The organism is Candidatus Pelagibacter sp. (genome assembly GCF_965262185.1).
GTDB lineage: Bacteria > Pseudomonadota > Alphaproteobacteria > Pelagibacterales > Pelagibacteraceae > Pelagibacter.
Window position 1 is genome coordinate 225,491 of sequence record NZ_OZ253498.1, and the last position, 12,939, is coordinate 238,429.

Here is a 12,939-nt window from a genome sequence, read left to right on the forward strand (position 1 = left end):
ACTTATTAAGGATATTAAGCCGCTGATGTTTTGCCAGACTTAGATTTATTTTCGCCTTTAGAATGAACTAAAATTGGTTGTGACTGACCTTTTGCAGCTCCTGCATCAACAATTACTTCTTCAATGTTATCTTGGCTTGGGAGATCATACATAGTTTTTAATAATATATTTTCTAAAATTGATCTTAAACCTCTTGCACCTGTTTTTTTGCTAATTGCTTTTTGAGCTATTTCTTTAAGAGCATTTTCTTTAAATGTTAATTTTGCTCCATCCAACTTAAAGAGTTCTTGATACTGTTTAGTTAGAGAATTTTTAGGTTCTTGTAAAATTTTGATCAATGATTTTTCATCTAAATCCTCAAGAGTTGCTATCATTGGTAATCTACCAATAAACTCTGGTATCAATCCAAATTTTAATAAATCCTCAGGTTCTAATCCCTTCATCCACTCTCCTGTTTTTTTATCCTGAGTGTTTTTTACGTCAGCTCCAAAGCCGATTGAAGTGCCTTTATCTCTTTGAGAAATAATTTTGTCTAATCCAGCAAAAGCACCGCCACAAATAAAAAGAATATTTGTTGTGTCTACTTGTAAAAACTCTTGTTGAGGATGTTTTCTACCTCCTTGAGGTGGAACACTTGCGACAGTTCCTTCCATTATCTTTAATAAAGCTTGCTGAACTCCTTCTCCAGATACATCTCTTGTAATAGATGGATTCTCAGATTTTCTACTAATCTTATCAACCTCGTCGATATACACTATTCCACGTTGTGCTTTTTCAACATTATAATCTGAAGCTTGAAGTAATTTTAAAATAATATTTTCAACATCTTCACCAACATATCCTGCTTCAGTCAATGTTGTTGCATCGGCCATTGTAAATGGAACATCTAAAATTCTAGCTAGAGTTTGTGCTAATAAAGTTTTACCACAACCAGTAGGGCCAACTAACAAAATATTTGATTTAGATAATTCTACATTCTTGCTAGTTTTATTTTCATAGTTAAGTCTTTTGTAATGATTGTGTACAGCTACCGACAAAACTTTCTTAGCATGTGATTGACCAATTACATAATCATCTAGCACTGTGCAAATTTCTTTTGGCGAAGGAAGACCGTCTTGATGTTTAACAAAAGTATCTTTGCTTTCCTCTTTTATAATATCCATACAAAGCTCAACACATTCATCACAAATGAATACAGTTGGACCTGCAATTAGTTTTCTAACCTCGTGTTGGCTCTTTCCACAAAAAGAACAGTAAAGAATATTTTTATTATTTGTACTCATAATTTTTTAAACGAATCAATTTCAATACTTTATTATAGATGACTTATACTAATCAAGTTTGGATTAGTAAGTTATCAATATATTGTGTATTATGATCTTTTTTCTACCACTTCGTCAATAAGACCAAATGATTTTGCGACATCAGCGGTCATGAAATTATCTCTCTCTAAAGCAGATTTTATTTCATCAACAGTTTTGCCTGTATGTTTTGAGTAAATTGCATTTAATCTTTTCTTTAATGATAAGACTTCATTTGCATGTATTTCAATGTCCGTAGCTTGTCCTTGAAAACCTGCTGAAGGTTGATGAACCATTATTCTTGAGTTGGGTAACGAAAACCTCTTACCTTTAGTTCCTGCAGCCAATAAAAAAGATCCCATTGATGCAGCTTGTCCAATACATAAAGTTGAAATATCGGGTTTTACATATTGCATGGTGTCGTAAATTCCAAGACCAGCTGTAACCAGTCCACCAGGACTATTGATGTATAAATAAATTTCTTTTTTAGGATCTTCAGCTTCTAAAAATAATAACTGAGCTGTTACTAAGGATGCAATATTGTCATTTATCTGACCTGTTAAAAAAATAATTCTTTCCTTTAAAAGTCTTGAATAAATATCATAAGCTCTTTCACCTTTGCTTGATTGTTCTACAACCATCGGCACTAGATTGATCATATGTTCTGAAAATTTTGTTGTCATAAGTTGATTCTTTCTACTTATACAACTTGTGATTACTTTTTGCTAACTTTTTTTGTTTTTTTAGCAGCTGGTTTTGCTTTTGCTGTTTTTGTAGAAGGTTCTTTTTTCTCTGATGCTTTTGCTGCAGGTTTCTTTTTTGTTTCTTTCTTAGCTTCGTTATCATGTGAATGATAATGGTCATGATCGTGATCATGTTTATGAGCTTCTTTTAAGATTTTTTCTGCCTCATCTTTTGAAATTTCTTTTTTATTTGGTTTACCCTTTTCTTTTATGAGATTTAAAATTTTCTCCTCATAAACTGTCCCTCTTAGACTAGCTAAAGCAGATGGATTTTTTTGATAAAAATCCATAACCATTTTCTCTTGTCCTGGCATCATTCTTAATTGTTTTTGAACTTCAGCTTGAATTTCTTGTTCACTAACTTTGATTTGATTTTTTTCACCAAATTCATTTAAGATTAATCCAGTCTTAATTCTTGTTTTTGCTTTTTCTTCAAAAGATTTTTTATTCTTTTTAGCTTCCTCTTCAGACATACCTTGTGAGAGAATCTTAACTTCTTCTTCAACTAAGTTTTCTGGAACTTCTTCAACTTTAATTTTTTCAATTTCTTTTAAAATTTGATTTTTTGAAAGTTGATCTAAAGAATTTTTATATTCATCATTTATTTGTTTTGAAATTAAAGCTTTAAGATCTTTCAAATCTTTAGCTCCTAAATTTTTTGCAAAATCATCATCTATTTTCACCTCTTGTGGTTGTTTAACTGATAAAATTTTACAATTAAATTTAGCTTTTTTATTAACTAATTCTTTTTCAGGGTAATTCTCTGGAAGTGTTGCTTCTACAACTTTCTCATCATCTTTTTTAACACCAATTAACTGCTTGTCAAAACCTTTCAAAAATAAGTCTTTACCTAATGTAAGCTGTGTATTTTTTCCTTCGCTTCCTTTAAATTCTTTACCATCAATCGTTGCTTTGTAATCTAATGCAACTAGATCGCCTTCTTTTGCTTTTGTATCTGCTGCACCTTCTTTAAAATTTGGTTGGTTCTTGGCAATTTCTTTTATTCTTTTATCTGTCTCACTATCATCAATTTTAACGATGTATTCATCAAATTTAATGTTTTCTAATGATTTAATCTCTACTTTAGGTAATTCTGTAACTGACAAAACATATTCTAATTCTTTATCTTCACCATATGTCTTTAGATCTAATTTCGGCTGACCTGCTGGCTTAATTTTGTTTTCTTCCAATGCTTTTGTGGATGTATCTTTTAAAACTTTGTCTAATACTTCACCAAATACAGCTTTGCCGAATTGTCTTTTTAAAATTTCTTTTGGTACTTTTCCCGGTCGAAAACCTTTTAAATTTACTGTTCCTTTAATCTCTTCATATTTTTCATCCATATAAGAGTTCATAGTCTCTTTATCGATAAAAATTTTTAGATCTTTATTTAAACCTTTTTTATTTTCTACAGTAACTTTCATAATTATTTAATGGTAGGGCGAAAAGGACTCGAACCTTCACCGATTGCTCGACTGGTTCCTAAGACCAGCGCGTCTACCAATTCCGCCATCGCCCCAGTTAAATTAGGTGCTTTATATATTATTGAACTCATTTGTCCAATCCGAATAATAGTGTAAAAGGATATAAAAATATAAATAATATGATTATTTCACCTTGTATTAGTATTTGTAAAACAGATCCTTCAACAGGTTATTGTTATGGCTGTGGAAGAAATAATGATGAAAAAAAACAGTGGAAACAAGAAGAAACTACTGATGAATGGAAACAAAATAATTTAGAAAGTATTAGAAAAAGATTAACTGGATGGCAGTTAGATAGTTTTAACGAGTCTTATGAGCATAAAATAAATAACGGAATATCTTTATTCAAAAAAAGTCTTAAAAATGAGTAAATCAACAATCGTAGTTATAATTTATATTATAGGACTAATCTTTGGTGCTTTGGTCATAGATATGTGGAGTGCCGAAACTAGCCCTAAAGCTTTACTGGGTATTGGGTGGACAGCACTTTTTTTAATTGGATTATTTTTTGCTGAAAAAAATGAAAAAAAATAATTTATTTTTTTTCTCTCTCGTTTTACTTTCTTTCTCATTTATCAATCACTCATTTTCAGAAATTATAATTTTAAGCAAATGTGATCATAAAGAAGATAAATATTTAAAAAATGAATACATATTTAATCTTAATGAATTAATTATGACTAGAAATTATGTTTATGCAGAAAAAACTTATCAAAAATATAGAATTACTGATTTAAGTGTAAAAAAATCAAACTCCTATGTAAGAAATATTTACGAAGAAGATGGTAAAATTTTTACTTTAAAACATGGTTACCCTCAATTTTATACTCAAATATTAATTGAAAAGAACAAACCTGAGATATTTATTAAAAGTGTTATGAATGATATCGAAGGGATTTCAAAAATTTCTACATGTAAAAAAATAGAAAAATTTGCAAATCAAAGTTAGGTTTTCTTCTTTTTATTTTCCTTAAGTTTATCTAAATTTTTTTTTTTAAAATCAAATCTACTATTTGAAATATTAGATCTATGTTTAGCAAAAGCTTGTTTTTGTGCTTGTCGCATAGCTCTTTTTGAAGACATAAATTCTAATTTAATATTCTATCTCTAAAGTATCAATTACTTTTAAATTTTTATCTGAAATAACAATCTCACCTGATGATGGTGCGTAGTTTAAAAGTTCAGATATTACTACGTAATGAGTTACAAAAATTATATTTTGTTTTTGATCCCACGTATTTAAGAATTTATTAAAATCAATAACTTGTTGTTTTCTATTTTTAGCAAATTTTGCACTAAAAAATGAATTCAAAAAATTTTTTGTTTCATAATTTTTAAAAGCTATTTCTGCAGTTTCTTTACATCTGCACCATTCACTAGAGTAAATTTTGTTTATTGAAATATTATTTTGTCTAAAAAAATTTCCAATTTTTTTTGATTGTACTCTTCCCTCGTCATTTAAGTTTCTTTGGGTTTCACAATTATTGACATCAAAATTAGAAGGATCCCCTCCCCCTGGTGCATAAGCATGACGAATAAATATTAATTTACCACCTTTTTGAAGCTCACCAATCATAGCTTCATTTGAATCTGCTTTAATTGGAGAACTTAAAAATATAAATATAATTAAAAAAAAATTTAAAATTTTCATGGATGAATAATAAATTAAAACAACTTAATAAGAAAATTATTAAATGTAGAAAATGTCCTAGATTAATTAATTTTATTAAAAAAATATCTACTGAAAAACGAAAACAAAACATTAACGAAACTTATTGGGGGAAACCAGTTCCAGGGTTTGGTAAGACAAACTCAAAATTATTAATTTTGGGTTTAGCGCCAGCAGCTCATGGCGGAACTAGAACAGGAAGACCCTTCACTGGAGACAAATCAAGTGATTTCTTATTTTCTTGTTTAAAAAAAGCAAATATTTCTAATTTACCTTATTCAGAAAGTTTAAATGATGGATTGAAATTAAAATCAACTTTTATAACCAATATATTGAAATGTGTTCCTCCTGGTGACAAACCAGCAAATGAAGAATTATCAAATTGCTTAAATCATTTTGAAAATGAGATTGAAACTTTAAATCAAATCCAAACAATTGTTGCTTTAGGCAAAGTAGCTTTTGAGAATTGTGTTAAATATTACAAAAGTAAAAATAAATTAAATGGTAAGTATACTTTTAAACACGGAAAATATTATTATTTATCAAATAAAATTAGATTGTACGCGTGTTATCATCCAAGCCCTAGAAATGTAAATACAAAATTAATATCTGAAAAAATGATGATTAATTTTTTCAAAAAAATAAAAAAAGTAACAGCTATTTAGATTTTAAAATATAAGGCTCAAAGCTATTTAAAACTATCTCAGGAATTTTTGTAGGTTTTCCGATTGTATTTACAAATACCAAATGTATTTTTGCATCCACAATTAATAAATCATCTCTGTAAATTGACTGATCCATTACAAAAGAGGTTTTTGATAAAGAGGAAATAAAAGATTTTATTGTTAAATTATCTTCTAAATATGCTGATTTTTTATATTCAATATTACATGATTTAACGATTATTAAAGAATTAAACTCATCTTTAATTTTCAAATTACTTAAACCAATAGTTAACAGAGCTTCTGTTCTAGCTCTTTCAAAGTATTTTAAATAATTTGCATAATAAACTACTCCTCCAGAGTCGGTATCTTCATAGTAAATTTTAACATTATGGCTAAAAGTTTTATGCATTGTTCATTAATATCAAATAATGAGAAATTTTTATACAAACTAAGATATAATAACTACAATGAAAGTTTATATAATATGGTTGATTGGAGTAATTTTATGGAACTTTGGTGTTCCTAACGCTACACCAACACAGGACGTAATTGTAGCAATCATACTGTCGTTACTGAGTATGGGGCTAAAAAAATATACTAAACTTTAATTAATTTGCTGAAAAATAAATGTTCTGAAAATAAGCTATAGATTTCATTTTAGAATTATCTGTATCCGCCATAACCGCTAAGCCATCTAATTCATCTAAATCTAAATTGTGGAATTTCTTAAAATCTTCTTTTACATTTGATTTAACTGTTACCCATTCATTTAAATTAGTTTTGGTTGTGGCCATTACATTATCTATAGATTTTTTTGTGTAAGGACTTGGCCAACTTTGTCCAACATCATTGTTGCTTGAAAACACATAGTTAACTGCTCTGTTTGATAATGGTGTTGCACCTGTTTTTTTTACCGCAAAAACTCTAGCAGCAAAATCATGCCCTTTTTTAGTGTCTTCCTTAATTCCTGACAAATCTTTCTCAATTTTCCACGTAATATTTATAAAAGGTGTCTTGTTAAGATCAATTTTAACTTCTTTTCCAAGACCAGAAGCTGCATTATCAGCAACCGCCTTTAAAAAATTTCCATTTTCATTTTTCCCAACCGTATAGTTTGTCTCGTTCTTTGCTCCTCTTACTTTTCTAACAGTTAATTCTGAAAGTTCTGATTCTGTAAACTCAAAAACTACAACTTCATTTGCAATAACTGAGCTGATTGAAATCAAAAAAATTGAAATGAATTTAAAAAATATTTTCATAATTTAAGTTCTTAATACATTATTTAGACAAGATTTAAACATGCAAAAATCAGAATTAATTTTTAAATAAATAATATGAAAACAATTTCAATTTTTATACTTTTAATTTATTGGTCAATAATGATATCTGCACCAATTATGTCTAATGACCTCAAAATGGGTAGTTCTAGAGTTATAAAATTAAATTCTAATTCTAAGGTATCAGTATAATTTTAGGCGCAACACAGGTGCCATCATGAATTTGTTTAAATGCATCACCACCATTTTTTAAATCTCTAAATTCAATCCAATCTAGAGAACCTATATCTTTGTTAGCTAATATTGCTAAAGTTTGCTCAAAATCCTTATTGGTATAACAATAAGTTCCTATTACGGTCACCTCTTGAAGTGTCATTTTTCTAAAATTAAAGGTTCCAGCTGGCTGAGTTAAGCCTATGTGTATAATTGAACCGCCCGGCTTAACTACTTCAATAGCCTGTTGTCTTGAAATTTCCAACCCTACCGTATCAAATACAATATCAAATTTATTACTTTCTATTTCGTTATGGTCTGGTGCAACAAATTTTGCATCTAAATATTTAGAACACTCATTTAATCTCAATTTATTAGGATCAGAGAGAATTATATTTTTACTATTTTTAATTTTAGATAAAATTAAACCACATAATAATCCTATTGCGCCACCACCTTGGATCAAAATTTTACATTCAGACAAAGGTTTTTTTAAAGATTGTTCACCAATTAATACTGCATGAAGAGAAACTGCAGTTGGTTCTGCTACTGGCGCTTCATTTTTATCTAATCCATCTGGGATTTCATAAATATTTGTGTCTGGTGTTGAGACAAATTCTGCAAAAACCCCTTGTCTTTCAATTGGTTTATTCATGCCTAAAATAATTCTATGAGGACAAAGATGTTCTCTTCCACTTGTGCAGTATTCACATTTACCACAAGTTATAAGAGGATTTAAAACAACGTCTTTACCTTTAAATTTACCATTTTGGACTTCACCACTAACTTCATGGCCTAATATTAACGGAGGAATTCTTCTCTCATCATGTCCATGATATGCGTGCATATCAGAACCACATATCCCTGAAGCATGGATTTTTAAAATACTTTCTCCCGAAACTTCAATTGGATTGGGTTCGTCTCTGTAAACTAATTCTTGTGTTCCAGTATATACTAAAGCTTTCATATTATTTTTTTGCCAACAAGTAATACGTTATCCAGGCTACAAATGCACCAATTAACCATGCATAAGACTGTAAAAACATTAAATTTGAATTCCAAATTGTTGATGCTGAAAAAATAAAACCTAAAAAAGCTGAGTAAACACCTTTGATATGCCACCCTCTAGAATAATAATAACTACTTTCTTTATCTACTGAATATAAATCTTTGTTACTCAAGGTCTGGTTTTTTATTAAATAATAGTCAGCAACCATCACTCCAAACAATGGTCCAAAAAATGCACCAAATGTATCTATAAAAGATAAAATGCCAATTTGACTTAAAATTGTAAGCCAAAAAATAGCAACCAACAAACCAAAAAAGGAAATTATGTAACTTGCGCTCCTTAAAGACAATTTACGTGGAATAAAATTAATCAGCGAATATTGAGAAGGAATATAATTAGCTACTAAATTCGTAGATGTTGAGGCTATTACTATAAAAAAAAGTACTAATGTAGTTATTTGAATATTGTCATATTTACCAATTATATCAGTTGGATTTGTAAAAATTCTGTTTATGTCCGAAAATTTTTGATTTAAAAGTGCATCTGATCCAGCAACAATGAAGATGGAGAAAAAAGAGAAAATAATTAAATTTATAAGTAAACTCAAATTCCCTTTATCTAACTCTTTAGTATTTTTGACATTTCTAGAAATATCTCCAAAACTAATTATTAATATTGAGAAATAAGCAAAGACAGTTCCTGCTACAGTTAAAAGTGGTGCTAAATTATTAACATCAAAAAAGTTTTTGGTATTTAAAATGTTTACAAATGCTTTTGATGTTAATTTAACGTCACTTAAAAATACTAGAAAGAAGAAGATAATAATACCTGTATAAACACTGATTGCTGAAAAGTTAATGATTTTCTTATTATATTGAGCGCCAATACTAAACAACAGGGTTTGAAAAATAATTGCAATTATAATTGAAGACCAATCAATAATATTTAGACCAAAAAAATAAAAAATAAATATATCTTGTACTAACAAAGACTCATCAATGGTAAAAAGAAATATTCTAATAAGATAAGTTAAAATTTTTGATAAAAAATAAGTCTGAATTCCAAATAAGAAAATTCCAACTAAACTTCTGATTAATCCAAAAAATTTAGCTCCATGAAACCCTAAAGAAGATCTCAACAAAACTACAAAAGGTAATCCAAATTTTTGTGAGGGTTTTCCAATAAAATTAGCAAATAAATAAACAAAAAATGAACCTAATAAAGTTCCAAGTAAAACCACAAAAGAATTTAGATCATACATTATGTAAAGAGAGGCAATCAGAGAAAAGCCAATTACACTTTGTACATTTACTCCCCAATAACAAAAAAGATCTTTCCAATTCCAAGTTTTATAATTTGGGTTGACTGAAACTAAATCCCAATTTGAAAGTGAGTATTTAACTTTTGGTTGATTCACTAAAAATTACTTTAAACTAATAATTTCTACTGTCCATATAAGAGAGTTGGTAGCCAAAGTGCTATTTTTGGAAATATTATGATTAAAACTAAACCAATTATCTGAAGAACCATGAATTGCATCATTCCATAATAAATATCTTTTAAATCCCATTCGGGGACAACCCCTTTTAAGAAATACGCAGACAATGCCACTGGTGGAGACAACCAGGCGGTTTGGAGGTTGACAGCAACTAATATTGCAAACCAGGTAAGATTAAAGCCTAGAGCTTCAATCAACGGTAAAATAATTGGCACAATAATCATTACGATCGGTACCCACTCCAAAGGCCAACCCAATAAAAATATTGCAACCATAACAATTGCTAGGATTAAATATTTGTTCATATCTAAACCCAATAAGAATTCAGTTAACAAAGTTGGTGTACCAAGTCTTGCAAAGACTGCGCCAAAAAAGTTAGATGCAGCAACTAAAACCATTATTAAAGCTGTTATCTCTAAAGTTTTAACAAGTGCATCTTGAAGTTTTGAAAGAGTTAATTTTTTGTATGCTAAAGAAAGTAATAACGCTCCCATTGCGCCACAACCAGCTGCTTCAGTTGGAGTTGCAAAACCAAAAAGTATACTTCCTAATGCTGCAAAAACTAATGCTGCTGGTGGAACTAAACCTAAGAAGAATTCAATCCAAACTTCTTTCATACTGGCAGCTCTCATCTCTTCAGGAATTACAGGTCCCAATTTAGGATTGATCATACATCTAATTGTCGTGTAACCAGCGTACAAACTCGCAAGAAGAATTCCTGGAATTATAGCAGCCGCAAATAAATCAATAACTGGAATTTCCATAATTGGGCCCATAACAACAAGCATGATACTTGGAGGTATTAAAATTCCTAAAGTACCACCAGCTGTTATCGTTCCTGCAGCAAGTCTGACGTCATAGCCAGATCTATTCATTGATTTTGCTGCCATGATACCGAGTATAGTTACTGAAGCACCAACAATCCCTGTTGCCGCAGCAAAAATAACTGAAACAAAAAGAACAGCGTAATACAATGCTCCCCTAACTCTTGCGAGCATCATTTGAAATGATGAGAATAATCTTTCCATCAAACCTGCCTGCTCCATCATAATACCCATAAAGACAAAGAGCGGTACGGCAGCGAGGGTCTGTTCGGTCATGACCATCGAAAATTGGAGCGTCATTAAATAAAAGACCAATTTTCCAAACCCTAAATATCCAAATACAAAACCTAAAAATATAAGTGTAAATGAAATAGGAAATCCTACAAAAATTGCAAAAAGCATTACTCCTACCAGAATAAAACCTAAATATGCTGGATCTATAAATTCAGCTAACATTATTCATCTTCTCCTGGCCATTTTCCTCTAGTAGCAGCCCAATAACTTTTGAATAATTCTGAGACTCCTTGAATTAATAAAAAAACTATACCAACCAATAAGCAAGTTTTAATCGGCCACATATAAGGCATCCATGTAGTATCCATTCCTCTTTCACCTCGTTGAATAGATTCGCCCACATAACCAATGGTCATATAAAGAAAGACAATTAAACCTGGAAAATAAAATAATAAGTATAACCAAAAATCAATTATACCTTGGTTTTTGGTTTTAAAATTTCTGTATAAAAAATCTGCTCTTATGTGAACACCTTTGGAAAGCGCATATCCTGCGCCTAACATGAATAGTGCGCCGTATAAAAATCGACTAATATCATAAGCCCATATAGTAGGTGCATGAAAAAGTTTTCTTGCAAAAACTTCATAAGTCATAGCAAAAATAAGCGGCATCAAGATCCAACAGACTATATTGCCAACCCATTTGCTAAATTTATCAATATTTACGATAGAACTTGCCATCCATGATGGCATGTCATTTGGCATTTTTCCTGAACCACCTCGCCTTTCGGCTATCATTTCATCTGAAATATCCAGTTTAGTAGGTTCTTCAGCCATAAAAATTTTTTAGATAAGACTAGAGCGGACAATTAAGTCCGCTCTAATTGAATTATAGATTAATTATTGGATTACTTTAATGTTGCTGCGTGAGCCATTCCTAGCTTCGCATTAGACATTTGAGCACCACTCCAGAAAGGAACCGCTATATCAGCAAATTCTTTCATTGAGTCCCATACTTCTGCAAAGAATGCATTGTTTGCAGCGTTTGTTTCCAAACTTTTCTTAGCTGCAGCCATGTATTCTGTGAAGTAATCAGAAGGTGTGTCCTCTAATTTAACTCCATGAACTTCAGTGAGCTCTCTTAAAGCTTTACCATTTTCATAGATTCTGTAACTTAAAGATTTAGCTAATGATGCATTAGCTGCAACTTCAAGAGACTTCTTCTCATGATCGCTCATAGCGTTGTATGTTTTTCCAGTAATATAAAAGTCAGCATTTACGACTACTTGGTGTAAACCTTGTAGGTAGTAGTGCTTTAATACTTTTTGGAAACCAAACGTTAAGTCTGGTTTTGGACAACACCATTCAGCAGCATCAATTGTTCCTGCTTCTAAAGCTGGTAGAATATCTCCACCACCCATAGCTACAGATGCAATACCGATGTCTTTATATGTTTGTCCTGGAATTCCTGGAGGAGTTCTGAACTTATATTTTCTAAAGTCAGCCATATCTTTAATTGGTTTTGGAAACCAACCTAAAGCTTCTGGTCCAACTGGTTGAATCATAAATCCTTTGATGTCTCTTCCCATTTCTTTCCATAGTCTGTCGTATAACTCTTTTCCACCGCCATACTGGAACCATGATAAGAACGCAATGTTGTCAATACCAACACCACCACCAGCTACTGGAGAACCGAATAGCATAGCTGCAGGATGGTCACCTGACCAATAGTGGGTCCATGCGAAACCACAATCGATTAGGCCTTTGTCAACTGCATCTAAAGTTTCTTTTACACCAACAACAGCTCCAGCTGGCATAATTTCAAACTTAAGAGATCCACCAGTTAACGCAGTTACTGTGTCAGTAAAGTCCTTTAACATCTTAACTTCATCAGCTTTTGTGTTAAGAACTGTCTGACATTTTAGTGTTTTTGCAGCATTAGCATTTGAAATAAATCCAAATACCATTGCAACTGCAAATAACATTGAAATGATTTTTTTCATTTGTTTCCCTCTGTTTATTT

18 protein-coding genes and 1 tRNA gene are annotated in these 12,939 nt (G+C 30.6%); 6 read left to right on the plus strand and 13 right to left on the minus strand.

What is annotated here, in order from left to right; all coding sequences use genetic code 11:
- Positions 1-14 precede the first annotated feature (14 nt).
- The 4 genes from clpX to ACQY31_RS01290 form a co-directional block, all read right to left on the minus strand.
- Positions 15-1,283 (minus strand): ATP-dependent Clp protease ATP-binding subunit ClpX, encoded by a 1,269-nt coding sequence (gene clpX, locus ACQY31_RS01275; RefSeq protein WP_428080214.1) that lies wholly within the window; start codon positions 1,281-1,283, stop codon positions 15-17.
- A gap of 89 nt (positions 1,284-1,372) precedes the next feature.
- The gene (gene clpP, locus ACQY31_RS01280) at positions 1,373-1,984 is read right to left on the minus strand and encodes an ATP-dependent Clp endopeptidase proteolytic subunit ClpP (protein WP_428080215.1); all 612 of its coding nucleotides are present in this window, start codon (positions 1,982-1,984) and stop codon (positions 1,373-1,375) included.
- Positions 1,985-2,016: 32 nt separating this feature from the next.
- Positions 2,017-3,468 carry a trigger factor gene (gene tig / locus ACQY31_RS01285; RefSeq protein ID WP_428080216.1) on the minus strand — a complete coding sequence of 484 codons (1,452 nt, stop codon included), beginning with the start codon at positions 3,466-3,468 and terminating at the stop codon, positions 2,017-2,019.
- A 10-nt stretch (positions 3,469-3,478) separates the two neighbouring features.
- Positions 3,479-3,563: transfer RNA gene (locus ACQY31_RS01290), tRNA-Leu, on the minus strand.
- Between the two features lie 84 nt (positions 3,564-3,647).
- On the opposite strand from ACQY31_RS01290, the gene ACQY31_RS01295 reads away from it, so the two are divergent.
- Genes ACQY31_RS01295 through ACQY31_RS01305 form a run of 3 tightly spaced genes read left to right on the plus strand, consistent with a single transcriptional unit; the run spans position 3,648 to position 4,477 of the window.
- Positions 3,648-3,899 carry a DUF1289 domain-containing protein gene (locus tag ACQY31_RS01295; RefSeq protein WP_428080217.1) on the plus strand — a complete coding sequence of 84 codons (252 nt, stop codon included), beginning with the start codon at positions 3,648-3,650 and terminating at the stop codon, positions 3,897-3,899.
- Entirely contained in the window at positions 3,892-4,062 is a 171-nt protein-coding gene (locus ACQY31_RS01300; protein WP_428080218.1) for a hypothetical protein, read from the plus strand. The genes ACQY31_RS01295 and ACQY31_RS01300 overlap by 8 nt, the downstream gene beginning before the upstream one ends.
- On the plus strand, positions 4,049-4,477 hold the full coding sequence (locus ACQY31_RS01305; RefSeq protein ID WP_428080219.1) for a hypothetical protein: 429 nt from the start codon (positions 4,049-4,051) through the stop codon (positions 4,475-4,477). Before ACQY31_RS01300 ends, ACQY31_RS01305 begins: the two co-directional genes overlap by 14 nt.
- Here ACQY31_RS01305 and ACQY31_RS01310 read toward each other — a convergent pair.
- Both ACQY31_RS01310 and ACQY31_RS01315 read right to left on the minus strand, forming a co-directional pair.
- Positions 4,474-4,611, minus strand: a complete 138-nt coding sequence (locus ACQY31_RS01310; protein ID WP_179850441.1) for a hypothetical protein — start codon at positions 4,609-4,611, stop codon at positions 4,474-4,476. The two genes, ACQY31_RS01305 and ACQY31_RS01310, sit on opposite strands and share 4 nt — an antisense overlap.
- 10 nt (positions 4,612-4,621) lie before the next feature.
- Complete coding sequence (locus ACQY31_RS01315; protein WP_428080220.1) at positions 4,622-5,179, minus strand: histidine phosphatase family protein; 558 nt, start codon at positions 5,177-5,179, stop codon at positions 4,622-4,624.
- A 2-nt stretch (positions 5,180-5,181) separates the two neighbouring features.
- Between ACQY31_RS01315 and ACQY31_RS01320 the strand changes: the two genes are divergently transcribed.
- On the plus strand, positions 5,182-5,862 hold the full coding sequence (locus ACQY31_RS01320) for a uracil-DNA glycosylase (protein ID WP_428080221.1): 681 nt from the start codon (positions 5,182-5,184) through the stop codon (positions 5,860-5,862).
- On the opposite strand, the gene ACQY31_RS01325 is transcribed toward ACQY31_RS01320, so the two are convergent.
- Positions 5,855-6,271, minus strand: coding sequence for a YbgC/FadM family acyl-CoA thioesterase (locus ACQY31_RS01325; RefSeq protein WP_428080222.1), 417 nt, complete (start codon positions 6,269-6,271; stop codon positions 5,855-5,857). The genes ACQY31_RS01320 and ACQY31_RS01325 overlap by 8 nt on opposite strands.
- Positions 6,272-6,329: 58 nt before the next feature.
- Between ACQY31_RS01325 and ACQY31_RS01330 the strand changes: the two genes are divergently transcribed.
- On the plus strand, positions 6,330-6,470 hold the full coding sequence (locus ACQY31_RS01330; RefSeq protein ID WP_428080223.1) for a hypothetical protein: 141 nt from the start codon (positions 6,330-6,332) through the stop codon (positions 6,468-6,470).
- Here the strand turns inward: ACQY31_RS01330 and ACQY31_RS01335 are convergent, their stop codons facing one another.
- A complete protein-coding gene (locus ACQY31_RS01335) occupies positions 6,471-7,121 on the minus strand; it encodes a DUF3047 domain-containing protein (protein ID WP_428080224.1) in 651 nt (216 codons plus the stop codon).
- Positions 7,122-7,196: 75 nt separating this feature from the next.
- On the opposite strand from ACQY31_RS01335, the gene ACQY31_RS01340 reads away from it, so the two are divergent.
- Positions 7,197-7,331 (plus strand): hypothetical protein, encoded by a 135-nt coding sequence (locus tag ACQY31_RS01340; protein ID WP_428080225.1) that lies wholly within the window; start codon positions 7,197-7,199, stop codon positions 7,329-7,331.
- Here the strand turns inward: ACQY31_RS01340 and ACQY31_RS01345 are convergent.
- The 5 genes from ACQY31_RS01345 to ACQY31_RS01365 form a co-directional block, all read right to left on the minus strand.
- Positions 7,315-8,319, minus strand: a complete 1,005-nt coding sequence (locus ACQY31_RS01345; RefSeq protein WP_428080226.1) for an alcohol dehydrogenase catalytic domain-containing protein — start codon at positions 8,317-8,319, stop codon at positions 7,315-7,317. The genes ACQY31_RS01340 and ACQY31_RS01345 overlap by 17 nt on opposite strands.
- Position 8,320: 1 nt before the next feature.
- Positions 8,321-9,778: a cytosine permease gene (locus ACQY31_RS01350; RefSeq protein WP_428080227.1), complete on the minus strand. Its 1,458-nt coding sequence runs from the start codon at positions 9,776-9,778 to the stop codon at positions 8,321-8,323.
- A 26-nt stretch (positions 9,779-9,804) separates the two neighbouring features.
- The gene (locus ACQY31_RS01355) at positions 9,805-11,139 is read right to left on the minus strand and encodes a TRAP transporter large permease (protein WP_428080228.1); all 1,335 of its coding nucleotides are present in this window, start codon (positions 11,137-11,139) and stop codon (positions 9,805-9,807) included.
- A complete protein-coding gene (locus ACQY31_RS01360; protein ID WP_428080229.1) occupies positions 11,139-11,753 on the minus strand; it encodes a TRAP transporter small permease subunit in 615 nt (204 codons plus the stop codon). The genes ACQY31_RS01355 and ACQY31_RS01360 overlap by 1 nt, the downstream gene beginning before the upstream one ends.
- 71 nt (positions 11,754-11,824) lie before the next feature.
- Positions 11,825-12,919, minus strand: coding sequence for a TRAP transporter substrate-binding protein (locus ACQY31_RS01365; RefSeq protein ID WP_262589327.1), 1,095 nt, complete (start codon positions 12,917-12,919; stop codon positions 11,825-11,827).
- Positions 12,920-12,939 lie beyond the last annotated feature (20 nt).